This window comes from Okeania sp. SIO3B5 (assembly GCF_010692555.1).
In the GTDB taxonomy this organism is placed as follows: domain Bacteria; phylum Cyanobacteriota; class Cyanobacteriia; order Cyanobacteriales; family Microcoleaceae; genus Okeania.
In genome coordinates, this window is record NZ_JAAHHG010000024.1 from 12730 (window position 1) to 37483 (window position 24754).

A 24754-nucleotide genomic window follows, 5' to 3' on the forward strand; every position below is an offset into this window, starting at 1 on the left:
ATTTGCCATGACCAACAACCAGAATACTATAGGTAAGATCAAACTTGAGCGAAAAATTTATGGTAACAGGAGAAACTCTCTATACTATGCCTATCTATATTGTACGCACAATGATTATGTAGGCAATATCAATAGTGCTATCATGGATGCTTTCCAATTGATACATTCTCCTCTTGGATTACATAAATACGGCCCCCATGAGGAAACCATACGCCAAACTATACAATCTATATCGATACTAGAAGGTCATATTAATTACCTTAAAGAAACAATCGGATTAACGTCTCACCATGACAATCCCCCTTCTCTACCACCTGCAATAGTCACATCTCAAAATACTGAGAATACTACCGAAAACACTACCGGGAACACTACCCAGGAACTCTCAAAAGAGGAGGAATTGGCATTGACTTTATTTGATAATTTTAGTCTTGATTAAGGAAGAAACCACATGACATATATCATCCTCGTAGGAGGAATCAAAGGCGGTGTAGGCAAAACTCTCGTATGCCGTACCTGTATAGAATATCTTGAATCAACTGGTAAGTCTGTTATTGCAGTAGATTCTGATAGAGAAGTCCAGGATGTTTCGGGGCTTTACGAATCAGAATCAATTGGATTTTCTGATGACTTGAGACGGGCAATGGAGCCCGATAGAATCCTAGAAATGGCGGAACAAAAACCTGACTACATAGTAGTCAATTTACCTGGTAACACATATCAGCCACTTCAAGAATGGCTGATAACAACCGGGAGTATTCAAACTCGAAAAGCACCTGAAGGTCAGCCACAATTCGTCCAATTTTTTATTACGGATGGTTGTTGGTCTTCTATTCAACTACTCCAAAAATCATTAAGCGATCACAATGACAACCTTCCTCATGTCCTGATCCGTAATTCTGGGCGATTAATGAGTTCCCCGGATTGGAGTTATTTAGATAGTGTACCTGAGTATCGAGAAATGTTTGAGAAGCACTGTATATTAGTAGCTGATTTCCCTTTGGTAGCGACACCCGTACTATTTGAATTAGATCGTAAAACTCTAACATTTCGACAAGCGATAGATACTGCAAATAGTTTGCTAGCAAGACGAGCAAGATTTTTTGTCAATCAGTACAACCAAACCTTTGACCAGATTTTTGAACAGTTACCGAATCTTGTTGAGGGTAAGTTAAAAGTCCCTAAAAAAAGTCAGAAAAAGGTTACTTTAGATGATTTAGCCAATCAACTCAAAAAAGATATCCTATCTATTGAAAAAGCGATCGCCAATACCAAAAATCTGAAAGAATTAGCAGCAAAATTAAATGTGTCTGAAGAGACACTTAACCTGTCCAACGAACAGTATCAGAAGCTTCGAGACAAAATCCCGGCTGAATCTGGATCTAAATCTAACTAATTTCCATACTAAGAGAAACAGCTTATGTCAACCCCGAGTCAGTGGATTGAGCAGAACCAGAAAGCCTTGAATCACCTTTTGGATGGCGAACCAGAAGAAGCAAGACAATGGGTCCATAGTTTTCTTACTCAAAGTGGTTCTGCGCTTGAAGATCCGTTTTGCAGTCAGATTGCAGCAAACGCTTATTTAGCCTATGTAATACGAAACAAACCTGATGAGATCCGTTCTGCTTTTGAAATAGCTGAATCAAATATGTTTAAACGGATTGGGACTGAATTTGATTCAAAAAGAGAAAGTTACCAGCAAGCTTTATCCGCAGAGGTAGAGGCACGAATTAGTCGGATGGCAGAACGGTTGATTGCGGAGCGTTTTGACAGTCCTTCTGAAACAGAAGATAAAGAAGATAAGTCTGTACAGGGTCTCAAAACTGCAACTCATAAATTAGCGCATAGCGCGATTGTTGCTTCAAGTGGAATTATTGGCCTAGTGTTGGGCCTTTTTATCAGTTCTTTTCTGGGCAGCAAAAACCCCATTAGCCCTACTGCTGCTGACAATCATCTTCTTAATTGGGCCAAATCAAAGCAGGGGGAATTCGCCCGGCAATTGATTGAATGGAATGGCGATCGCTTAGTTTCTCTAAAATGTGAGGCTGAAGCTCAACGCGATGCCATAACTCTAGCTATACGAGGTGTTCAAGCTACACGGGGAGTATGTGCGGTTTTTGTCCGCGACCCCCGCGAGAGCAAACCACAGCAAGTTTCCGAATAAATTTTCATTACTGAAGGGAAAATCTAATAATGACGAGGAGACATTATAAACATTGGCCTTTGCTAAGGAGTCAATTAACAGCGATCGCCGTACAAGCTTCCGACCGTCAGTGTTTTTTCAGACAATTTGAGCAGTGGAGCATAGAAATGGGATTACCCCTATACCTATGGAACGCTGCATATAAATCCATCCAACAAATCAAATCCAGTAGAATCACGCCAACGGACCAAATAGTAGAAAGAATATTATTTGAAACTATCTGTGAAACATCTCTGGAGGGCATCTTCTTAGTAGAAGGAATTATTCAGAACATTGACTCAGATAAGGATTTACAACTGAAAAACATCTACGATGCTTTATTTCAGAAATCTCAAAAAACCTTTATTGTGCTGTTTGACGAGATTCTGGATGTACCCATGCATTTGTACCCCTTTATTCCACAACTGGAGAAGCCATTTCCTTCACCAGAAGAACTTGAGTCACTAATAATTCAGTTCTGTCAGGGGCATTCTTTTTTGCAAGAATCCGACCCTCTACCACTACTCCAGGCTTGCACTGGGTTGCCAGAAGGCGAGATTACCCTTATTCTGAATCGCTTGGTGTGTGAAGTGAAAACCCTAGAAGAGTTGGCAGATTCTGTTCTGGAATATGCCAAAGAGAAGTTGGCAGGTAAGGGAGTGAGAATTCTCCCCCCTCCTGACGTACCCAAGGCTGCTGGCTTAGATTTACTCGACAAAGATATAGATAAAATAGCATCACTATTCGATCCTCGTGCATCTTCTTGGAAATTACGCAATCCTAATGGTGGCTTACTTTGGGGATTGCCAGGAACAGGAAAATCCTTGGTGGCAAAGATGATTGCCCAACGCATCCGAGCAAAGATGATAGCGGTTGATTTTAATCAACTTGTAGGATCTACTGTATCAGAATCATTGCAGAATCTCAAGCATCTCATAGATTTAGCAGATAATTCTGGCAATGTAGTCTTATTTTTTGATGAATTTGAGAAAAACTTTGTGGGTTGGGAGTCTGGCGGGAGTGGTGGGGCGATGGCCAAGATGACTGGGGAGTTATTATCTTGGCTGCAAGACCATACTACTCCCGTGTTTATGCTGGCAACAATCAACAGATTAGGATTGCTCCCAGCAGAATTAGTCCGGCGCTTCAAATATGTGTGGTTTTTGGGGAATCCCCATAATGGAGCATTGTATGAAATCTTCAATATCCACCTGGGTAAATATTGCCCTAACTTACATTTCTCTGATTCACAATGGCGCATCTTACTTGATGAGTATCGAGGCTGTTCTCCAGACGAAGTGGGTAAAGCTGTGGAGCGTACCTTAGAAACCAACTTTCACTCGCTAGTTTCTCAAGCGAAGGAGCAGGGGAAACCTTTCAATCCCCGGAAATATTTACCTCAGATTTCTCTAGAGGATTTGTTATCCGAGCGTCGGAATTTCACCCCGGCATCTGCCAATAAAGCCATCAGCGACCAACTTTATGCGATTAGGCAGGATGCCGATTTTGCTCGCCCGACTTCAGGGAGAGATACATCTCGTTTTGCTCGAATTAATCGAGGTATGTTTGAGCAATCTGGAGCGAAAAACCAGGGGACAGGTACGACAAAGCTCAACCGTAAACCTAACTCACTCGAAGTAATTTAATCATGGCTCACACACAAATAGCAACCATATTTACTTGGCTTCTACTACTAACCACAACAGCTGCTTCTAGTATCACAGTGCAGCAGGTGGGGGAGCAGCAAGTGGCTATGCCGGACATAGAGAGCTGGACATTCAATTCTATGCCTAATATAGAGGGTATGGATGCCCCATCCCAACTCCTCAAATTAGGCTCACTATCTTCCCTTGGAGCTGAAGAATTTACTTTAGAACAAACATCTGCTTTTTTAGGAGTGGATATAAATCAACTAACCCTGAATCAATTACCACTAATAGGAGAACAAACCCTTGGTAATTTAGTTTTGGGTGATGGCATTTCATCAGCCGGGGTTCCGTTTTTAGACCAGTATAAAATCAAGCAAATAAAGCCCCTTGCTACTTTTTTTAAGAACAATCCTCAATTTCAAGATATCCAACTTTCACAAAATTTAGGTCAATTTGTGGCCAACAATCCCACTGCTGCCAATATAAAATTAAACGAATTGGGGAACCTCAAAATAGGCAGCATCCCCAACCTGGGAAATACTCCCCTTAAGGATTTTGTTGATTGGGAGAATTTTAGTTTAGACAGCATTCCCGGAATCTCGGATATTCCACTCTCTCAGTTTCCCAATCCTTTGAATTTGAGCAGTATTAGCATCATTGCTAGAATCGACACAGTGAGAGGTCCCGCTGAAGCCAATTGGGGGCGGACTGTTACAGGTAGTTTGGAGGTAGGTTTTGAGTTCCCATGCAATAAAACTTCGGAAAATACAGAGTCCTGTTCTCACATAGAACTCGACGATCCAGAAAACCTGGGTGCGACTGTCTCGTCTCCATTCGAGGGAAAAGCTTGGATTAATGGGCAGCAACAGTGGGTTGATGGTGGTTCTGGATTACTTAAAATGGCAGTTCTGTCACCCGTCGCTAAACCTGGATTAGAACCTACCGGACGATTCCCATTTGGAGCATTTGCAAAGATGGTATTATGGGAGGTTGATGAGACAAACGACTCGGCACAATTTGTTTTATTTTTACGATATTGTAACACTGGAGGCTGCACACCATACAATATTGGCCCTATACCTTTCATGGAGTATAAGCGGGATGCCATGATTCCTATTGGTAGCTTGCGCAGTAATCCTCCAAGTAATCGGCTGCCTATACGGACACAACAACGGTTGGCACAGCAGCAGGTGAGGAGGCAGCAACCAAGTATATCAATGCGAGGCAATATCATTACTGGGGAGGAAGTGGCAGGTGGAATTTCTCCATCTATTTTGGCAGAAGGAATTATCAAGATTCTAAGTGTGGGTAAAAGCAATAGTCAATCTGATTTTCCCCCAATCACTTGTTTGGGCGATCGCTGTGGGAAGTCACTTGGCAAATATTACCTACACTCTACTAATCAAAAAGTAATAGAAAGTATTGCTCTGCTTGATGGGGGTGATAACTTTCTAAGAGATTTAACCAAGCCCAACTATCCTACCCCCGCAAGTTTGCACAATTTCTTTCCTTCAACTAGACAAGACGAAGTAATGCGGTTAGTTATTGGTGAAGCTGCTCTATTAGCCCGCAGCGAAATCGATCCTACTACAAACAAGTATTTTTGTGGCGATCGCTTAATAGAAAGAACTGCTCAAATTTTTGCTGGTGGGTTGTTCACCCCCATTGACTCTAGGGTAGCAAATGCTGATAATAGCCTAACTATACTGAAATTGGGCCAGAAAGTAAGGACTTATTACAACTCTCATGGTGGCACTGTAGTTAGCTGTGCTACTAACTAATTTGTTGAAAAATCATGACACCCTCACAATCAAAAAAATATATTTACCTTATAGTCCCTTTCCTTAAAGGATTTGCTCTGTTTCTCATCCTGAGTGGATTATTCGGAATTATTGGGTGTGGCTCCCATGCTCAAGCTATTAGTGGTTGGAAACCTGCTACTAAAGTCGTTTCTGAAGATACAGCAAAACAAATTATTGCTGATAATTCGTCTCAAAAGGCTGACGGGAACACTTATAAGCAACTAGAAGCAATTCGTCTGACTAATAAACTTACTTTATTTAAGATAAATTCACCATCTTTTTGTGGATATTTTGGATGTCTACATCTTGCCTATCTAGAAGAAACTCCGGGAGAGTATAGACCTATTTTGAGGCGATATATCAATCCGCTCCTTCCTAAAAATACTACTCAAATCCAATTACTGAAAGAGCCACCTAATGGTGTTGTTGCTAAAAGTTCCCTACCTTGCTTGCGATTTTTCCAAGCACATCCCACAAACAATACCCTGCAACAAATTACCGAATGTTTCGACGGACAAGTTTACAAGATTGTGGAAACCAGAAATAGTGTTATTGGTAATTAATAATTAATAATTAATAATTAATAATTAATAATTAATAATTGTTGATTAAATATTTAATAATTATTGATTTCAAAAAATCAGGTTAAAAGCCTCCCTTTTCGATTGAGATTAATAAGTAATAATTGAGTCGCGGATTCATGGGGGGTAATATAGAATCCGGTTGAATAGTTATTGTATAGTTGGGAGTAGGGGAGTGGGGGAGTGGGGGAGTGGGGGAGATTAAATATTTAAGTAATTATAGAATTATCAACATATACTATATAACCGAATTCTATATAATACCAATAAAAAAGTAATGCTATACTTAGCTGATACTTCAGTTGTTAAATAATTAAAACCAACAAATAAATCATTGCCTAATTAGATTTTTTTCATCTAATATTTCTGTTTTTTTCTGCTTTACTCACTCATTTACTTGTTCTTTTAAAAGTATAAAAAAAAATCATAAGATAGTATAACTTATGATTTATTGTTGGCATCATCATTTAATTCTAGATTTTTGTAATTAATTTATTTATTTTCATACAGCGAAATATAAATTTCCTAAACCTTGAAAAACCTTGTTTTATTAATACATAAAATAGCACAGTTAAGAATGAAACTACCCTGCATTGTTGGTTAATTATTTATTGATCAGAGGTGGTTATTAATTGTTAATTATTAATTGTTAATTATTCAGGAGGAAAATCCTAAATTGAAAATCTTAGCACAAACTACTCAACCACCACCATCTAACAATATTGCAGGCGATATAGGCAGCGCCTTTGGCAATGTCTTTGGGGGAGAAAATCTACCTCTAATTCTGACTATGGGAGGGATACTTTTAGTAATGCAACTTCTCGGTGGCGACAAGAAGCAAAAGCTCACCACCGCACATTGGGCAGGAAGAGGAGAAAAAGCTTCTGCTATTGGCAAATTATGCTCCGAAATTGAAAAGCGAAAAGTTTCTGAAATTGGCCTTTACTGTGGGGACTGGAAACGCAGGAAACGGAGTTCTATCGGTACTTTCTTTTCGGGCAATCCTCCTACTATTCCCGTGTGTACAATCAATCGAGGTGTAATGGTTGTCGGAGGTGCGGGTTGTGGTAAAACTTTCGGAGTTTTGAATCCTTTGGCCTCAGCAGCGATCGCTCAAAATCTTGGTTTTCTTCTCTATGATTATAAGGGAGAGCAAAAGTGGGTTGTAGCGACTGAAGCATTGCAGAATGGTTACAAAAACGTGAGGGTTTTTGCCCCAGGAAAACCTTATAGTTGTTGTATCAATCCTATCAAGGATTTCATTCGTAGTGCTACTGATAATTTTGGAGCTAAACAATTAGCAGAAGTCTTGTATCAAAATGGCTCTAAAGATAATTCGGGAGGAGACCCGTTTTTTGAACCCGCCAGTCAACAGTTACTACAAGCTTTAATCCAACTGGCACGGGCTACGGAGTATCCAGACTTGGCTATGTGCTATGCTTTAATTCAACTTTCTGACTTGGAAAAAAGACTATTAGAAGCAACTCGCAAACGGGAAAAATACTCTCCTTTTCTTTGGTATCAATTCAATCAAATAGCTTCTTTAGCTAAGGAGGATGCAGGAAAAACCACTGGTGGAATTATCGCAGGGGCTTATAATTTATTACAGCCTTTGGTACAACCTCAGTTAATGGCTTGTACTATTGGTGATTCAAGTATTCAGACCTACATCGATGATGGCATGATGCTTGTGGTTGAGAATGATATTGCCCGTCAAGATGCTCTAGCTCCCGTACTGGCAGGGACTATCCACATGATTGTTTTGCAAAACTTTGCCAAGCAGCGCCAGAGTGGCTTAGTTTTGATGTTTGATGAGTTACCTACCATAAAAGTCAATGTAGCGCAATATGCAGCAGAGTTTAGGTCTAAGGGGTGTGGTACTATTATTGGTTTCCAGAATAATAAACAGCTAGAACAAAGGTATGGAAAGGAAGGAGCCACAATCATACAGGCGAACATGGCGACCAAGTTTTTCTTTAATCCTGGCCATGTGGAAACGGCAGAGGAGATTTCCAAATACTTAGGAGAGTCGGAAATCACCTATACTACCCAAAATGTTTCTCAAAATTACGGTACTGGTGCTGCGGGGGGGTCACGTTCTAAAAATCAGTCTATTCAGATCGTGCCGTTGATGAGTAAGGAAGTCCTGCTCAAGTTTAAGCGTAGCTGTGTTTTTATTAATCCGGCCGTCGGCAGCTCTCAAGAGGGGAGCGTTCCCTGGCATATCAAACCCGAAATCAAGTTGCCACTACAGCAGGTTAAACGCTTTCAGTCAAACGAAAAGATGTGGCAAGAGAAAATAGAACCTCGCTTAATTGCCTCTGAGTTCAAACGATTAGAAATTAGCAGTTATGATGAGTTGGATGAGCGCATGGCTGAAGAAATGAATAAGCGTATCGCTTTAGCAGAAGAGCTTCTACCTTTGCCCGACGATCCAAAATCTTCCGCAACAATTAGTTCGCGTCGAAGTAACCCTTTACCTATAGATATTTAAGTAAATTATGAGTGAAACAAGCATCGAAATACCTGATACTGTTCAGCGTGCTGTGGGATTTGAATTGACAGCCACAGCACTAGAAAACTTTGGGGATGAATGGGCTGTTTTTGCCCAACAATATCGCGGGTTTTCTGAGCAAATTAAAGAGCAAAGTCTTTCTGGAGGAATGTCTGAGGAATTATGGAACAAAACTCGGCAAACCTTACTTAATGAGCGTGAGGATTCCGCCACAAATTGGGTGCAGATTGATTTTTTTCCTTCAGTTTCGGGTGATAAGAATTCTACTGCTAGTAGTAGTGATGCTGCTAGTGGAGTCACTGTTAATACTATTGATACAGAAACACATCATAAACCTATAACAGCAAATCCGGCAATAAACAATGCCACTGAATTTAGGGACAAAGACGAACCCGACATTTCGGATACTAAGGAACTGGTAGATCAAGAGGAATCTGAGATTACGGAGCTAGTAGACGACGATCCTTTGCAACAAGACTTAGTCCAACGAGCAGTCCCTATCCTTTTTGCTGCCCTAGACCGTTATGGAGCTGTTTCTAATATGGGCCTTGACATCCGGATCGAAGGCGAACGCAATTCTGTTACTTGGTCTATCCTTGATCGCAAACTAACTGTAGAGGGAGAGGAGAATATGGAGATTTTGTTTGATTCACACAAACAAGTAGAATCCTTCAATTCAAGCCTGAGCAAAGGATATGTAGAGCATCTGGAAAATCAAGTCGCTCCACAATTAGAAGCACCAGAACCCACTAAAGCTGTTAGTAAGAACATTAGTCGTTGATAAGAGGAGATATTTTATGATTGATATAAATTTAGATGATATTGATTTTGGTTTTCAAGAAAAGCTTATAGATGAGGTTTCGATTGTAGCCAACAATATACTTAATATTCACGGTACGAACACATTTGATTCGCCTACACATCAAATAGTGTATGAACCAGATCACGCTACCATGTCCATAATAGACCGCAGGACTGGCCAGACTGTGAATAGTGTTCGTGATGGTGATGGATGGATAGATAACGGTTCAAATGCTTCTGCGGATATGTTGCACGAGTTTTTGAGACTGCAAGACCGCTTGGAAAAAGAAGCTCGAGAACAAATGAATTCAAATAGAGGCAGAGAACAACTTAGTAGATAAAGATACTCTCTTAACGAAAAGTAAAATTGTGCAATAGGGAGTAGATATTGCCTATTTCCTTCTCATAACGACCATTTTTTTTTCAGCCTACTTAAGAATATATTATGAGCGAATGTTACCCCGTCTTAAAAATCCCCAAAAAAATACTTGATATTGATGTACACATACCTGAGATCAAAATACCTGAAGCCACAGTACCTTTGCGGACAAAAAAACCTGTCAAACCTTTGATGTCTAAACTAATAAAACCTAAAAAACTCAAATTTATATTAATTAGTTTGGGTGTGTTTTTTCTTTCTATTTTTATACCTATGCCTTATGGAGCAATTGTGCTAGCATTAGGATTTATATTAGGGGTGTTTTTTTATTTTTATAATGAGTTCAATTATACGACAAAAAAAACTGAACATGACTCGGCTTTAAGACAATATGAACAGGCATTAAAGCAATGGCAAAATCAGGAATTGGCAACTACTAATAGCCACAGTCAAATTTTAACAAATCAGATTGATTTTATTCAAAGGAATAAAGTCATTGAACACTATAAACATCGGTTCAACCAGCTCGAAGTATTGTCTCCTACTCCGGGAAGCTCTGCACCAAAAGGTCGCACTGAATTTAGTTTTTATGATAAATTAAATCGTTATTTTCCTGGGCAAATACTAATAGATTACAAGATGGTAAAATATGTAGAATATCCATATACTCCAGACTTTATTTTACATTTGCCAGCGTGGAACTTATATGTAGATATTGAAATAGATGAGCCTTATGATGCAAAGAAAAAGAAACCTACTCACTGTATTGATGTTCCGAAAGATACAAATAGAGATGATTTCTTTTTGGAGAAAAATTGGATTGTAATTCGTTTTGCTGAGGAACAAATTGTAGAATCCCCTAAAAGTTGTTGTAAATTTATTGCATCAGTTGTAAGCAAATTAACTGGTCAAACTTTACCTGGAGAATTAAAAGATGTGCCTAGATTAAAAGATGTGCCTAGATGGAATACAAAAAAAGCGAAACGGATGGCTCGGAAAAAATACCGCAATTATTATTAAATATTTCCAACGCTCCACACATTTTATATGCAAGGAGTCCCATCAAATTATAGCGATCGCATTACATCATATCAAGACCTATACGGCATCATGCAAACCATAGTTTATCCTTTTCTGCCCACTCTCAACATCATAATATTTTACTCCCACCATTATTTGGTGCGATTCTATAATAGGCCATCAACTTTTGACGAAAGCTATAACACGCCTACTAGGCCAAAACGTATCCCCTAAATTTATTTCCTCATTGAACCTGATGATAAATTCAACAAGTCCAATAATTTTCGTGGCCTTTTATTTCATTCAGACTTTTCTGGCTAAAATTTCAGTAAATATAATTAAGCTATTACTAACTAATTTATTTTTTATACAAATTGCTAAAATTAAAGTAATCGTGCTATGATAAAAGATATAAAGCAGTAAAAAAGAAATACATAGACACAAAAAAGTATTAAAAATCTCTCAAAGCCGAGAAAATTCAAAGGTAATAAAAAGAGGATAAAAACTGTGACAAAATAACTCTTGAGAAAAGCGTACTTTTGAAGAGCTATTACATTAATCATGGAAAATCTCTCTATGTGTGGCCCAGACCATCTCGGACTCACTGCCCCTGTCCCTCTTAACCAACATCCTGTGGGGGTCTATTTGGCCTCTTTGAGTCCTGGTTCTGTGGTCACTATGAGACAGTCTCTCAACACTATGGCCTCTCTCTTGACGAGGGGTGAGTGTGATGCTTTTACTCTAGATTGGTCTAAACTCCGCTACCAACACACCACTGCACTCAAAGTTGTCCTTAGACAAAAATATTCCCCATCCACTGTCAATAAAATGCTTTGTGCTTTGAGGCGGGTATTAAAAGAGGCTGTTCGTTTGGATTTAATCGACCCAAAAGACTATTCAAATGCAATTGATTTATCTAATATGAGAGTTCGAGGAAAACCTAGAGGTCGCGCCCTCACCCGTACCGAAATTACACGCATCATGGAGGTCTGTCAGTCGGACTCACCAATAGATGTGAGGGATACTGCAATAATTGCTATCCTACGGGGTACGGGTTTGCGTCGAGCTGAAGTGGTTAATTTAGACTTGGAAGATTTTGACCCCACAACCGGAAAGGTGCAGGTACGTCTGGGGAAAGGAGGTAAGGATAGAATGGTTTATTTGCCAGAAAGTGCGATCGCACTTGTGGAAAATTGGTTACGGGTAAGAGGAGAAATGCCTGGGCCATTATTGTGTCCGATTAATAAGGGTGGCAATTTACAGATACGCAGGATGTGTCCTGATGCTGTGTTGAAGATTTTGAAGAAGCGCGCTCTACAGGCGGGTGTTGAGGAGTTTAGTCCCCATGATTTTCGGAGAACGTTTTGTTCTGACTTGTTGGATGCTAATGTAGATATTGTGACGGTTCAGAAATTAGCAGGTCATGCTTCACCCGTTACTACAGCGAAATACGACCGACGGGGTGAAGAAACTAAAAAACGGGCTGTGCAAAATTTGGAGTTTTAATAATCAACAATAATATGAGCTTTATCAAGCATCTTATTTTTCTTAGCGGGCTAAACCTTTTAAACGACTTTCACCTCGATTAAGTTGCGTGAGATTTCTCCGGCAATAATCTTCTTCATCCACATAATTAATTTATTAAACATAATAAAACTTTTAGATAGTTTATAGTACTTTCTTTGCTATTTCAGGAATTGTTATTGCAAATATTATTATTATTGTACTTGCTCCAATTATTTCTACTAATTTAATAGTTTTTTCTATATCTTCTAATTCTTTATCTATTTCCAATAGCCATAATATCAAATTTCTAAACTTTGTGTTTTCCCATTCTAAGATATCTAATATATAGTTTAATTTCTTGTATAATTCTAATCTTTTACATATTTCTATTAATACTGCTCCAGGAATTTTAAACACTATTAAATCACTAATTACTATAGGTACTATTAGTATATATTTAAAAAAAATCATTACGTCGCTGCTCCAAGTCTTTACATATATTATATTAACGCCAAAATAATTTAGTCAATTCTTTGGTCAAAAAAAATACAATTAAAAAGCCAAGCTGATCACCGATTATTGAATATAACTCTGGTTGAGGTGACTTAGCCACTAATAGTTTTATTGTTTCATAAACAACTAATACCAATATTGCTATAAGTACTATAAGTACAAAAAATGCAGTAGCTCGAGCATATACTAAAGTTATCTCACTAGCTAGCTCTGCTTCCTCTACATATCCAGTTATTCCAAAAAACAACACAAGAAAACGTCCAATCTTTTTACTTTGCCATTCTAATATACACAATATCCAGTCTGATATATACAATATCCAACCTGATATATATACTCCTATATATTGAAATAATATTGATAAGATTATTCCAGGAAAATAAAGCACAAAAAAACTACACACTAAAATAGGACTAACTAAAATAACTTTGAAAATATTAGTTAAATTTAAATTCATTGACTACGTGGCTGCTTCAAGTCTTTACATACATCATATTAACGCCAAAAAATGCGTGCGCGTATTACTCATTCAATTTGCTACTAACTAGAAATAGTATAGTCGGCGAACACATTTCAGGCCGCAAGCTAAACTTTTTACCCAACACGACCGCAAGAAAACATAATTGCAAAAATACAAAAACAAGTTAGTGCGGTGTCGGTTGGGTCGCTGCGCTAAAAAGTTTGCCTGAAATGTTTAGTATTGTTCGGAATATTTAAACCATTTAAAAAATAATATCTACATCTATTTCTTCATCATTGTTTTCAGTTTCTCCCCATAATTTACGATAGTCAGAAGGTAGCCATTTGGGATAACTAAATTTATCCTGTTTCTCTTCCAAAATCAACCACAAAATCCCACCTTTTGCACGAGCTAAACACCGAGTTAGTGCAACATATATCATGTGTTGTTCCTGCTCCTTTTCCTCTTTAGATTGCTTTTCATATTCAATCGGCATCTGTTCAGGATAAATAATAAATGTATAATGACCTTCACCACCTTTTCCACTGTGAATGGTATATAAATCAATAATTTTTTTAGTAGTAATTGATTCATCAAATATTTGATCTATTTCAGTCTTCCAATCATTTAAAGATTTTGGCTGAAATTTAGCAAATAAAGCTACTAAACAGTCTCTATAATCCCTTAACTCAGTTAATTTTTGCTCAATTATCTTTTCTGGTAATTTATTAATAGAATTAGCCTGAAACAAAAACCATTCTTCTACTTTGTTCAAGAAGTTATCAACATGATATTTACCTCGCACAACTTCCTTAACTTTATTTAGTAACTTTGCTCCTAAATTTCTATCTTTAATCCGTGCCGGGTAGCCAGCAGTTAGCAGCCTAATAGCAAATATTAATAATGGGGCATTTTTACGGCTAATACCAAAAAATGATAAACTTCTATCAACTTCCTCAAATATATCTAAAAATTTACTTTCTTTGATGATTCTAATCTCACCATCTGGAGCTACTGGGGATGGTTTAATGTCTATATGTGCGTAAATATTTCTGACTAACTCTAGATGTTTTTTGCCACACCTCCAATTAGTAGTTAGGGGCATTTTATCACAGTTAAATTTTTTACCTATTACATCAATTCCATCTGTTAAGCAACCGCGAAAGTTGTAAATTGCTTGATTTTTATCACCACAAGCAATTACAAAATTTTTAGACTGGTTGTGTAGCAACTTAATAAATTCTATTTGCAATAAATCTGTATCTTGACACTCATCTACACTAATTACTTTAAACTTATTTGACCATTTTTTAAACACATCTTTATACATATTTTGGTCGTGCCAGAGTAGCCAACTTTGGTCGAGAAAATCAATATGTAATTCCTTAATTCCTTCGTCCAAACCCGCTTCTAATACATCGCAAGCAGCTTCCGTTATTTCCGATAGCCTATTCTTGCAGATTTTAATACCGTATTTAGAGGAAATTTCCCATACATTATCTTCGGTTATCTCATCTAGGAAATAACAATGCAACCTCATTTTATCAATTAAATCTAAAAAATCAGTCTGAGTTTCGACGGCTATTTCTTTATATTGATTTTTAGTTTGTAATTGACCTCTAATTTCTTCTCCCCATTGATTGCAGGAGTTTAAATACTTTTTTTGTTGAGCAATTTGTTGATATTTTCCATTATTTAATCTAAATTGTTTGTGAGACTTGCCTAAAGCATCTCTTAGTATTTCATAGCCTAAACTATTTAAAGTTTGTACCGACTTTTCCCATTTTATTTCACTTAATTTATTAGCTAAATCTTGTTTATTTTTCCGACCAAACACAACAAATCGACATTCTAATGGGGATAGCTTTTCGGACTTCAAAACCTTAGCTATTTCAGCTAACATAGTACTTTTTCCCGTCCCGGCAAGTGCTTCAATTAATAATCCTTTCTTCTTAGTTTGTGTGAGGCGAAGGCGTACAGATTTTAGAATATTATATTGCTCTTTGGTTAAGAAGTTACCGTCTGAAGTTTTATAGTCGGAAAACTCAACTGCTGTATCTAGCTTTTGTGGGGTTACATCGGACGTAGATTCAAACTCTGAAATGCCTGGTGTATCTTGTTTTTCTGAGGTTATAGGCTCTAGTACCGACTCCTGGAATTGAAATAGAGGCAAATCTGCTATAATCTCCTGTATGTCTGGCTTTTGAGGTGTGGTATTTAGTACAGGTTCTATTTCTGTTTCGGTAAGATCGATATCTTCCCAATAGCTAATAAAATCATCAGGAGAAATTTTTCCAAATATTTTATCTAATAATTTGATTAAAGAATCATTTAAGAACGCCTTAGACAAGTTATCAGGTAAATTATTGTGTTTTTCTTGCTGCTCTAGAGGTACATTATACAGCAGGAATTTTTCCACACTCTCCCATTTACTGAGGATATAATCAGGCTCTAATTTCTTCGACAAATCATTAATTTTCTCCCCTAAATTTTCTTCAATTCTTATCGTTTTTGTAGGAGCTTTTGCTGGCCTTCCTGCTCCGGTTCTAGCCCCTCCTCTACTATGAAATGTCATGACTTTAGAATGTTGTGACGATTATCTAATATCAGTATATCATATATCATAGACAAGTTTTTCGATAGCATTTGCTATCGAAAAAAAAGATGCAAAAAAAGAGCGATCGCTTTAAAACTAACTAGCCTGATGTTGTGAAAAAAACCGCACCGCTTCTCTGATTAACTCATTTTTTGTGCAACCTCTACGCTTTGCTTCTACGGCCACCCATTCATCCAAATCTACAGGTAATCTAACACCCAAAGTACCAGCTAAAGGTGTGTGATTAGGACTGGCAAATTTACCCTTGTTTCTGGTCTTAGCTACTGTCTCATATCCTATATTTTTAGTCTTTGTGGCCATACCTTCCTCCTGCATTATCTACATTTTTAGTATACCGCTCAACCGTGGTATTAGTTGATATTTTGGCCACAAAAATATTTGCTCTAGTTCCTTGACAAAACCGCTCAACCGCGTTTATAATAGTAAGTATAGAAGGTAATAAAAACCATCTATAAAACAAAGGACACCACCTAGTTACGCCCTGAGAAAGCTCTAGGTGATGTCCCACCCCCTAAGTAAATAGGAAACTGACCTAAGTAAATAGGAGACTAATATGTTACTGAAATCCCAAACAATTATCAAGCAAGAAGAGTTGGTGTCTATCTTAGAGGCTCAACTCAAGAAAGCAAAATCCAGACTGACTGAGCTAACAAAAGCTGATACCAAGATTAAATCAGTTGTTGCAGAACTAGAATCATTACTGACTGAGCATCCAGACTACAAACTGCTGGTAAGCGATCGCCTCAAGCTCGGAGAGAGTGAAGCAGACCAAACAGGGCCAGTGCGAATTGAAATTGAATCAGTAGGCAAAACAGCCGAATATACTGAATCAGAAATAGAAGCTTATGACAGTTTATTCGGTGACGGACCACCACAAACCGCACCCAAAACTGAGGAAATAATTACTGAGCATACCGCACAAATTTTAGAAAATACTCCTGAACCAATTGAATCGCCATACTCATCTGAAGCAGAAATAGCTCCATTAATTGAAGCACATGACCAACTCTCTCAAAGAAATCAGCCTACGGAACAAGAAATTTCCGCATGGGATTCTGGACATGAGCAGGTACAATCCGTAGTATCGCCGATTCAATCCGACGAAGAAGAAAAAATTGCTCTGGTTGAAAAAGTATTGTCAGAACTGGATACTTTTGAGTTTTCAAAGACCCGAGGCATTCCCAAGATAGCTATGTACATAGAAATTAAAGGCAAATCTTTGGGGATGATTTTTACCGACAAAGGTAATCTGTTAAGCACTATCGAGCTTGAAGAAAACTTGATTAGGACTTACGCATTAGATTTGCCTTTACTCCTAAAGGATGTAAACGAAGGTAAATCTATCACTCTTGATAATTATTGCTTATCTAAAAAATCAGAAGTAGGCAAAGTTCAGCAGCAAAACAAGCCTACAGCTAAGGCTACTGTCGAAACTTTAAAAGCTGCTGATGTTGAGCAAGTAGAAGATGAGTCAATGGTTCAAAAACCTGAACCCACGCTCTCGCAACTGAAGGAACAATTGTTGAGCAAAAAGAACAAATCAGAATTAGAGGAATTTAAAGCATCCATAGGTGCACCTATGGCTCTTAAGATTTGGGAAAGCTGCACCCATGCCGAGCGGAATCTCATAAAGTGCATCAACGTCGTCGCGGATTCCAAGCGAGCTGCCTTACCCTTTGACTTAGTTGGTTGGCACAACGCTCTAGGGAAGCTAGAAATAGCCCGGTATGTAGGTTTTTACTTATATGGCAAGCAAGTAGAGGATTCCAAGCGGGTTATCTACTTAGTAAAGCATGACACATTCAAGATAGTAGATAAGCGATCGCTTAAAGGAGTAGATGCAAAGTCTCAAAAACCTTGCCCGACTGACCTTGTGATTAAGTTAGAAGCTGCATTACAAGCACAACCAGAACCAGAGCAACCTACAGCAGAAGAAATAGCATCTAATAACTTTACTGGACTTGAACCTACCCCAAAGCAGAATGGTTCCGAAAATGGAAAACAGCAAGACTTCAGTCAATCAGAGCAAAGCGACGTGGTACAAACAGAACTATATCTTAAGGTTGAGCAACCAGCACCATCTAAAAAGACTGAAGTTATTCCTACACCGTTGTTAGAGACAGTTGCAGGTGAGATCAAAAAAGTCAACCCTGAATTAACTTTTGGCTATGACTCCAATGGTAAATCAACCTTTCTAACCGTTTACCATGGGACATCCTATATAGGTATCTTTGAGGACGACGGTGTGGATTTATATTCTTCTAATACCGCAAAGATGTTGCATCACGGCTTCACAGAAGAAATGATTGATGCCTTAATTGAGATTGAATTATCCCCAAAGGTATAGCATCGTCTGAAGAAGTACTGTCCTCTCCTACTACTGGGGAGGATTCAGATGATAACTATCGGTACAATATCCAGTGGTCAAAAGACTTGCACCCCAATTACGGGTACATCAACGGGCATTATTTTGGATACCACCGGAATGATTACCACGGTGACTATATCCAATTAGTATATCGTAATCAGATTTATATGTCCTTCTCTTGTACTACTCCAGACCATATAAAGCCATACTTTGATAAGATTTGGCAGGAGCTCTTGGAGACTGAATATATACGTCATCCCAAGGAAATCAGGATAGGTTCAAAGGTAGCAAATTATTTACCGGATGGTTTTAAAGCCTATAAAACTGATGATGATAGTCAGTGCAAAGTAGCTCGAAGTAAGGAAAAGTATTGCTACATAAAGCGTTGGCGCGACAATGAATATTACACCAGTTTCTCCACTAATTGGGCACTACACCCTTCTGAGAAAACTAGCAGCTTGACTGAAGCAGTGAGAGCTGCTTTAAGAATGATAGCAGAAATGTAAATAAAAACGCCCCTATCCATTGCAAATAGGGAAGAACAAACAGAAAGAATTAAGGAAATTATACAACAATGACAACAACACTTAATGTATTCGGAACTAAGCCAGAAAATGCAATCCTAGTCGCAGACGACATCCCTAACCTTCGCTGCAATTGCCAGGAAGGCCAATGGAAGCTAGGAGAAGAGGCTCTAGGTAATAAATTAGAATGTAGCATCCTAAAATTCTCTAAGTGGTTTGGCACTCTTGGCCAAACCAAACATACACTTTGGGGACAGATATTTATGATTGCTGAGAACTCCGGGACTAGCCCTGATATATTCCGGGAGTGCCTTATGGTTACATACCAAAAAACACGCTCGCTGAGTAGTTTTTTAAATTTGGTTACTAAATTACAATGTAAAGGGGTTGAGGCTGCCGAGGGAGTATTCATCGCCTCTTTTAAAAAACACTCCGGGCAGAAACCCGATGATACCGGAGTTGTTAAACCTATCAACTATTACTCAATAGAGTGGAGCTGGCGAGAACGGGCAAAGGAAGACAATTCAATAGAACAGCTTTGTGCAACATTGGACGATTCTGGCAAATTTGTCGATCCTCAAAGTACTGCAAAAATGCAATGTTTGGATGGTTTGTCTGCTCCTGAAATCCAGCAAATTATCAGCGTCCGACAGCAAGAGAAATTATTAGTTGGGACTGACTTCTAGTTTGATTCGGGGGTTTGTGAAACCCCTTGAAATTTCCTGATTTTCTTGATAATTACTAGAAAAAAAATGGTTACAGCTATTGGCAAAATCAGTAATATTTCCTCATTTCAAGATTGGTGTAAAAGCAAGCAACGCCTGATGCGTCGGGGTCGATACAAGTTAGATTTTAAAAGAATATTTTTGACTTTAGGTTGGAGTGTGACCCTGGATAAACCTCCTCTCTATCTACCCGCGCACAAAGATGAACGGATGGATAAGCTAGCGAGTAAATATTGTCCAAACTGGAAAATCTCCTTGCTGTGCTATTACGAAAAGGGAGGTGGTATTAAACCACATCGGGACGCAACAGGATACGGAAAAATCGGATATTCTTTAAGTACCACCGATTTTATCTTTCGGCATGATGGTACACCGTACTCTTGCAAAGCTGGTACTATCTATCAGTTTGAAACCAAGAAAGTGCATGAAGTGCCACCACTTCCGCAATCCAGGTATACTCTAATCTGGTGGGAGCCGGACTGGCAGTATTGGAACAAGTACTGGAATCAAATGCAACAACTTGAATTACCTTTGTAAGTAGACAATTAAGTAGACAATAGATGATTGCTAATATTCCTAACTTATCGTGGGACTAGGAGATTTCGATAACTGGCATTATGGCGATCGCTTGCCTGTACATATCGGGAAAAGATAAATTATCAAAAGTATGTAGCAGCAGTGAAATCTAAGATATCTTATTCTGAAAGCTTTCTAGTTCAATCAGAGCAAATTAAATTATACCTAGAGAAACGCCATGACGAATATGCTCCTATAGAATACAATTAGCCTGCCTGTAGCGACCAGCAATGTGCTCTTGCTGTGGCTGATTTAGCTAAGATTTTCTATGATATTACTCAGCCGTTTTTAATTAATTTTTAGCTTTTTATACGTTTATAGAAGCTAAAGAAATCTTCTTTAAACTCAAAGCTTGAAAACTTGAGGGGTTTAGACTTATACAAAACTCCAGCCTTGCAAATAGCAGGAGGCCCAAATTCAACCATAATATTAATATTTTTGTTGTGTGGCATAGCTACTTTGAATGGTACGTTTTGTCTAGAAAATAGTTCCAGATAGAAATCCGACAAAGCTATTGATGCTTGAGATTTGTCCTTGGGAATTTTAAATCTACAGTAATCAATCAATCCTTTTTCAAGAAGAGAAATACACCATTTATTTATTTCATCCAAATAAGAAGTTTTTATTTCTGAATGTACACTTTTAACTTTATTCACTTACTTATCCTGCCTTTTTTATTGATTAAATCCTAACAAGCGCATCTCACACGCTTCCCCTTGGTAATCAAGCTGAACTCTATTCTAACATCCTACCATTACGCAAATAGTAAAATCTATGAACAATATCATAACCAATGTCCTTGACGACATCGATCTACGGCAGTTGGGAGAACGCCTCCGTGAGCTTCGTAATAAATGCGGTATGACTCAAGAGTCGGCTGCAAAAGTCATTAATGCTGCAAGGACTACGATGGTTGCTATTGAAAAAGGAGAACGCCGTCTGAAGGCAACCGAACTAATCAAACTTGCTCGTACCTATGGAATATCTGTAAGTGATTTTGTCCGCGAACGTCCAGTAGTCCAACCTTTTAAAGTTAAGTTTAGGAAAGCTTATCGGCAAAATGAAGTACAAAAATCTCAGATTGAATCTGAGATTCAGGAATGGGAAAAGTTTTGTCAAAATTACCTAGAACTTGAGGAAATTATGAATGCACCGCTTCCACAAAACTACCCTCGTGAATATGAGGTGAGTGGGATGCCCATAGAACGTACTGCCGAAGCTATTGCACTTGAAGAACGTCAGCGACTTGGACTTGGAGATGGGCCTATTCCTTTACTTCGGGACACCTTGGAGCAGAGTGTCGGACTGCGCATTTTCTACTTGAAGATGCCATCAAAATATTCGGGGGTCTATACTTACGATGAAAAGCTTGGTGGATGTATGGCAATTAATGCTAATCATCCTGAAGAAAGAAGACGTTGGTCTCTAGCACATGGATATCTACATTTTCTAGCTCACCGACGTAAGTCTGTGGTTGGCTTAATTGAGGGGCAATACAAAAAAATACCCGAAAGTGAGCGGCTTGCTGAAGCTTTCCCCAAATATTTCCTGATGCCAACGAGTGGTTTACTGAAGCGGTTTTATGATATGTATCGGGAGAGTAAAAATTTTACACCGACTAATTTATTTATTCTGGCTCGTTACTACGGCGTATCTGTGGAAGCGATCGCTAATAGGTTAGAAGAAATAGAACTTCTGCCTTCTGGAACTTGGGAGAGATTGCACTACGGTGGTTTAAAAGTTAGAAAGGTACAAGAAGAACTTGGTTTAGAAGCAATTCTACCACACGCTGATACAACACCCGTTTATTACCAACATCTGGCCATTGAAGCACTAGACCTTGGTCTAATTACAGAAGGTCGCTTTGCTGATTTTCTGAATGTCGATCGCCTAGAAGCACGTCATATTGCTAATACATTACAAGAATATTTAGAATGATTGAACACAACCCAAAACAATTTGTAGATTTGTCCCCAGAGGAACAACAGATGCTTCTATTAGTGTCATTTAGTGACAAAGGTGGATTAGAAGTTATTGAACATATTACTAAGCAAAGTAATGGAGAAATTTGTTTCAAGCTACAATCACTTTTTCTTACTTTAAATAAATTAGAAGATATAGGTCTTGTAGAATCGCATTCTAGAGAAGAACTACTCGTTGGGGATAACAAAATCAAGCTTAAATGTTACTACAAAATTACAAAAGATGGCAAGTGTTTTATTTAAGAAGATACTATTTGATAGCTATCTAAATTTTAGATTACAACTTGAATATATGGACAATTTATATATTGTTTTTGCTTAATTCGATATATATATATGTCCCTATTTAAGCATAACATTATTGTGTTTATCTATATACAGTACAACTCTAACATTAAACAATACTAAAATAACCAAAATAGATTAACTTCTATTTATAATTTCTATTGATAATGTTGGTAAATTCTATATTTGCAACACCTATAATTTGTTCTATATCATTATCAGCATTAAACTTTATATAATGTGTTGAAAATATTATAGTAAATCTGTTATTTGAAATATTGTGATTCCCTTTTATCATCTGAATTATTTTAGTTAAAATAGATGACTTGATTTCAAAGGTAATAGATATGCTGTGTGGATAATCCTCTAAAGAGTAGCATTTACATTTGTAGAATATTTTTATTTCCCTAGAATAAAAAATTTTTATTTTCTTTAATTTTCTGAATAAACTGTTGTAATATATTTCATCCATTGCATAAGGCTTGCCATATTTAGCAAACATTTCTATTGATACAGATGACTCTACAGTTTTTTTACTAAAATTATTGATAATCGACCTTACATAATTTGTATATCTTTCAATTATTTCAACAAAACATAGAATGTTATATTTAACTTTTAGATTAAATAACCTAATCACCTCAAACAAATTGTCAATGTTCATAATTGATAAGTATGAAAACAACATTGCAAAAGGACAATTATATTACAAAAAAAGAGTCACAGTAAGCACTTTTACTCGTGAAAAATTTAGTCACAATTTGTAATTAAATTAACTTCATATTCGATCTGGGTGATGTTCCCAGAGTTTTTCTTCAAAATCATCTATTTTTCCCCTGGGAAAAATAAACTCTTCTTGATTGACAACTATAGTTGCTTTGTCTTCTTTTCTGTTTAATATCATCTTGATGGGTTTTGATGGTTTTTTTGAATTAGTTAATATAACTCCATAATCAGTATGCTCTTGCACTCTCCAGTCTCCTAAAACTTTTTTGATTCTTCCTATCCATATATCAGTCGGAATTCTTGTTTTTCTAATCATTTGTCTGTTGTCCCTAATTTTTCTAATTGCTGTTTTGATTGCTATGCCCGGACTTGAGCTTGTTTGATTGTTCGGCAAGAGACGGTTGTAATCCATTCAGAATGGTCTGATTTATACTTCACTCTGGCAGCTTGCCTTCTGCTATAACTCAGCTAATACAACTCCTTTAGGTTTGACTGGCATTGTTTTTTTAGTCCTTCTGCGTCATTTTTTGAACTTTGCGTTTTTTATCCAACCAACCCTCCCTCAATAGTTTATAAAACCGTGGTGAATTTTTATTACCTAAAACCGGATTTTTTGAATCTTTCCTGTAATTAAAAGGATGATGAGCTATCTCATGACAATCATCACAAAGCGGAAACAAATAACTACCAATCCCCCGAAAATCTGCAATAACTTTTCCGTCACGGTAGGTATACAAAGCATGATGAGTCTGTGTAGCTTCACTTCTACATAAACAACATCGAAAATTTGTTGATTCACGACATTTCCAAGATATTTCTGCCCAATTCTCAGGATACCTGATACTCCAGTCTACATCTTGAATATTGTTCTTACTTTGACTCATAATTAAATTTATCAATTAATTCGTTATACTACAATTTTTTTTTCGGTCGGATGCTCCCGTTATTGTCCCTACAGGAACGTTATAGCAACGGGCTAGCGCGATCAGGTTTATAGCTGTAGCGGGTAGACCGTCTTCAATGCTACGAATATCAACCGTAGCAATGCCTGTAATTGCACTTACGGACTCGATGGACTGTCCTTGTTGTCTCCGTAGAATGCGGAGCCTTTTTCCACATGGAGGCACAAAAGCCAGTAGAGCTATTTCTACGTTTCCTGAGTGTGGATGTCCATAATTGGCTTGCCATGCTGCTAGTAGCGCTACCTGAAAAGTGTAGTAAGTAAAGCAACTTTCCCTAGATTTCAGTTGCTGATAATGACGAAAGTCAGTCTTTTCAAATCCAGGTCTTAAATCCCCGTACACAGGAATTACGTTTTGATACAGGTAAGAGTTACCATATATCTCATGCCGTTTTACACTGTAGGCTTTAAACTCGGTGTATGTGTACACACACACTGAGTTTAGTGCAATAACACTACCGTATGTAGGTATAGTAGAGTACAGTAATTGAAGTAAACTAGCCTGGAAATGTTCTGAATGTGGGATATTCTCAATTAATCGGTTTTTTAATTGGTTGATACCTATATCCATAAAACTTGAGG

27 protein-coding genes are annotated in these 24754 nt (G+C 37.8%); 17 read left to right on the forward strand and 10 right to left on the reverse strand.

Annotation, left to right across the window (positions count from 1 at the left end):
• The first annotated feature begins 7 nt into the window (after positions 1–7).
• The 11 genes from F6K54_RS05510 (at position 8) to F6K54_RS05560 (ending at position 12435) form a co-directional block, all read left to right on the forward strand.
• Positions 8–439, forward strand: coding sequence for a hypothetical protein (locus F6K54_RS05510; protein WP_293075426.1), 432 nt, complete (start codon positions 8–10; stop codon positions 437–439).
• A gap of 12 nt (positions 440–451) precedes the next feature.
• Positions 452–1396 carry a hypothetical protein gene (locus F6K54_RS05515; protein WP_293075428.1) on the forward strand — a complete coding sequence of 315 codons (945 nt, stop codon included), beginning with the start codon at positions 452–454 and terminating at the stop codon, positions 1394–1396.
• Between the two features lie 24 nt (positions 1397–1420).
• Complete coding sequence (locus F6K54_RS05520; protein ID WP_293075430.1) at positions 1421–2164, forward strand: DUF6753 family protein; 744 nt, start codon at positions 1421–1423, stop codon at positions 2162–2164.
• Between the two features lie 29 nt (positions 2165–2193).
• On the forward strand, positions 2194–3828 hold the full coding sequence (locus tag F6K54_RS05525) for an AAA family ATPase (RefSeq protein ID WP_293075432.1): 1635 nt from the start codon (positions 2194–2196) through the stop codon (positions 3826–3828).
• Between the two features lie 2 nt (positions 3829–3830).
• Positions 3831–5612 (forward strand): hypothetical protein, encoded by a 1782-nt coding sequence (locus F6K54_RS05530; protein ID WP_293075433.1) that lies wholly within the window; start codon positions 3831–3833, stop codon positions 5610–5612.
• 14 nt (positions 5613–5626) lie between these two features.
• On the forward strand, positions 5627–6196 hold the full coding sequence (locus F6K54_RS05535; protein ID WP_293075435.1) for a hypothetical protein: 570 nt from the start codon (positions 5627–5629) through the stop codon (positions 6194–6196).
• Positions 6197–6890: 694 nt separating this feature from the next.
• A complete protein-coding gene (locus tag F6K54_RS05540; RefSeq protein WP_293075437.1) occupies positions 6891–8708 on the forward strand; it encodes a type IV secretory system conjugative DNA transfer family protein in 1818 nt (605 codons plus the stop codon).
• Between the two features lie 7 nt (positions 8709–8715).
• Positions 8716–9510, forward strand: coding sequence for a hypothetical protein (locus tag F6K54_RS05545; protein ID WP_293075439.1), 795 nt, complete (start codon positions 8716–8718; stop codon positions 9508–9510).
• 16 nt (positions 9511–9526) lie between these two features.
• Positions 9527–9871 carry a hypothetical protein gene (locus F6K54_RS05550; RefSeq protein ID WP_293075441.1) on the forward strand — a complete coding sequence of 115 codons (345 nt, stop codon included), beginning with the start codon at positions 9527–9529 and terminating at the stop codon, positions 9869–9871.
• 104 nt (positions 9872–9975) lie between these two features.
• Positions 9976–10929, forward strand: a complete 954-nt coding sequence (locus F6K54_RS05555) for a hypothetical protein (RefSeq protein WP_293075443.1) — start codon at positions 9976–9978, stop codon at positions 10927–10929.
• Between the two features lie 561 nt (positions 10930–11490).
• Positions 11491–12435, forward strand: coding sequence for a tyrosine-type recombinase/integrase (locus F6K54_RS05560; RefSeq protein WP_293075445.1), 945 nt, complete (start codon positions 11491–11493; stop codon positions 12433–12435).
• 162 nt (positions 12436–12597) lie between these two features.
• On the opposite strand, the gene F6K54_RS05565 is transcribed toward F6K54_RS05560, so the two are convergent.
• From F6K54_RS05565 to F6K54_RS05585, 5 genes are all read right to left on the reverse strand, one after another.
• On the reverse strand, positions 12598–12852 hold the full coding sequence (locus F6K54_RS05565) for a hypothetical protein (RefSeq protein ID WP_293075447.1): 255 nt from the start codon (positions 12850–12852) through the stop codon (positions 12598–12600).
• An 88-nt stretch (positions 12853–12940) separates the two neighbouring features.
• Positions 12941–13405 carry a hypothetical protein gene (locus F6K54_RS05570; protein ID WP_293075449.1) on the reverse strand — a complete coding sequence of 155 codons (465 nt, stop codon included), beginning with the start codon at positions 13403–13405 and terminating at the stop codon, positions 12941–12943.
• Positions 13406–13670: 265 nt separating this feature from the next.
• Complete coding sequence (locus F6K54_RS05575) at positions 13671–15983, reverse strand: UvrD-helicase domain-containing protein (RefSeq protein WP_293075451.1); 2313 nt, start codon at positions 15981–15983, stop codon at positions 13671–13673.
• 117 nt (positions 15984–16100) lie between these two features.
• Entirely contained in the window at positions 16101–16325 is a 225-nt protein-coding gene (locus F6K54_RS05580; RefSeq protein WP_293075453.1) for a CopG family transcriptional regulator, read from the reverse strand.
• Positions 16309–16485 (reverse strand): hypothetical protein, encoded by a 177-nt coding sequence (locus tag F6K54_RS05585; RefSeq protein WP_293075455.1) that lies wholly within the window; start codon positions 16483–16485, stop codon positions 16309–16311. The genes F6K54_RS05580 and F6K54_RS05585 overlap by 17 nt, the downstream gene beginning before the upstream one ends.
• A gap of 93 nt (positions 16486–16578) precedes the next feature.
• On the opposite strand from F6K54_RS05585, the gene F6K54_RS05590 reads away from it, so the two are divergent.
• From F6K54_RS05590 to F6K54_RS05605, 4 genes are all read left to right on the forward strand, one after another.
• On the forward strand, positions 16579–18372 hold the full coding sequence (locus tag F6K54_RS05590; protein WP_293075457.1) for a hypothetical protein: 1794 nt from the start codon (positions 16579–16581) through the stop codon (positions 18370–18372).
• Between the two features lie 188 nt (positions 18373–18560).
• The gene (locus F6K54_RS05595) at positions 18561–18899 is read left to right on the forward strand and encodes a hypothetical protein (RefSeq protein ID WP_293075459.1); all 339 of its coding nucleotides are present in this window, start codon (positions 18561–18563) and stop codon (positions 18897–18899) included.
• A gap of 68 nt (positions 18900–18967) precedes the next feature.
• Entirely contained in the window at positions 18968–19603 is a 636-nt protein-coding gene (locus tag F6K54_RS05600; protein ID WP_293075461.1) for a hypothetical protein, read from the forward strand.
• A 66-nt stretch (positions 19604–19669) separates the two neighbouring features.
• On the forward strand, positions 19670–20179 hold the full coding sequence (locus F6K54_RS05605; RefSeq protein ID WP_293075463.1) for a hypothetical protein: 510 nt from the start codon (positions 19670–19672) through the stop codon (positions 20177–20179).
• Between the two features lie 338 nt (positions 20180–20517).
• On the opposite strand, the gene F6K54_RS05610 is transcribed toward F6K54_RS05605, so the two are convergent.
• Positions 20518–20874, reverse strand: a complete 357-nt coding sequence (locus F6K54_RS05610; protein ID WP_293075465.1) for a hypothetical protein — start codon at positions 20872–20874, stop codon at positions 20518–20520.
• 118 nt (positions 20875–20992) lie between these two features.
• On the opposite strand from F6K54_RS05610, the gene F6K54_RS05615 reads away from it, so the two are divergent.
• Complete coding sequence (locus tag F6K54_RS05615) at positions 20993–22156, forward strand: XRE family transcriptional regulator (RefSeq protein ID WP_293075467.1); 1164 nt, start codon at positions 20993–20995, stop codon at positions 22154–22156.
• A complete protein-coding gene (locus F6K54_RS05620; protein ID WP_293075468.1) occupies positions 22153–22443 on the forward strand; it encodes a helix-turn-helix transcriptional regulator in 291 nt (96 codons plus the stop codon). Before F6K54_RS05615 ends, F6K54_RS05620 begins: the two co-directional genes overlap by 4 nt.
• A gap of 187 nt (positions 22444–22630) precedes the next feature.
• Here the strand turns inward: F6K54_RS05620 and F6K54_RS05625 are convergent, their stop codons facing one another.
• The 4 genes from F6K54_RS05625 to F6K54_RS05640 all read right to left on the reverse strand — a co-directional run bounded on the left by F6K54_RS05625 (position 22631) and on the right by F6K54_RS05640 (position 24743).
• Positions 22631–23149 carry a hypothetical protein gene (locus tag F6K54_RS05625; RefSeq protein WP_293075470.1) on the reverse strand — a complete coding sequence of 173 codons (519 nt, stop codon included), beginning with the start codon at positions 23147–23149 and terminating at the stop codon, positions 22631–22633.
• Between the two features lie 114 nt (positions 23150–23263).
• The gene (locus F6K54_RS05630) at positions 23264–23527 is read right to left on the reverse strand and encodes a hypothetical protein (RefSeq protein ID WP_293075472.1); all 264 of its coding nucleotides are present in this window, start codon (positions 23525–23527) and stop codon (positions 23264–23266) included.
• A gap of 190 nt (positions 23528–23717) precedes the next feature.
• The gene (locus tag F6K54_RS05635) at positions 23718–24095 is read right to left on the reverse strand and encodes a hypothetical protein (RefSeq protein ID WP_293075474.1); all 378 of its coding nucleotides are present in this window, start codon (positions 24093–24095) and stop codon (positions 23718–23720) included.
• 15 nt (positions 24096–24110) lie between these two features.
• Complete coding sequence (locus tag F6K54_RS05640) at positions 24111–24743, reverse strand: helix-turn-helix domain-containing protein (protein ID WP_293075476.1); 633 nt, start codon at positions 24741–24743, stop codon at positions 24111–24113.
• Positions 24744–24754: the final 11 nt, after the last annotated feature.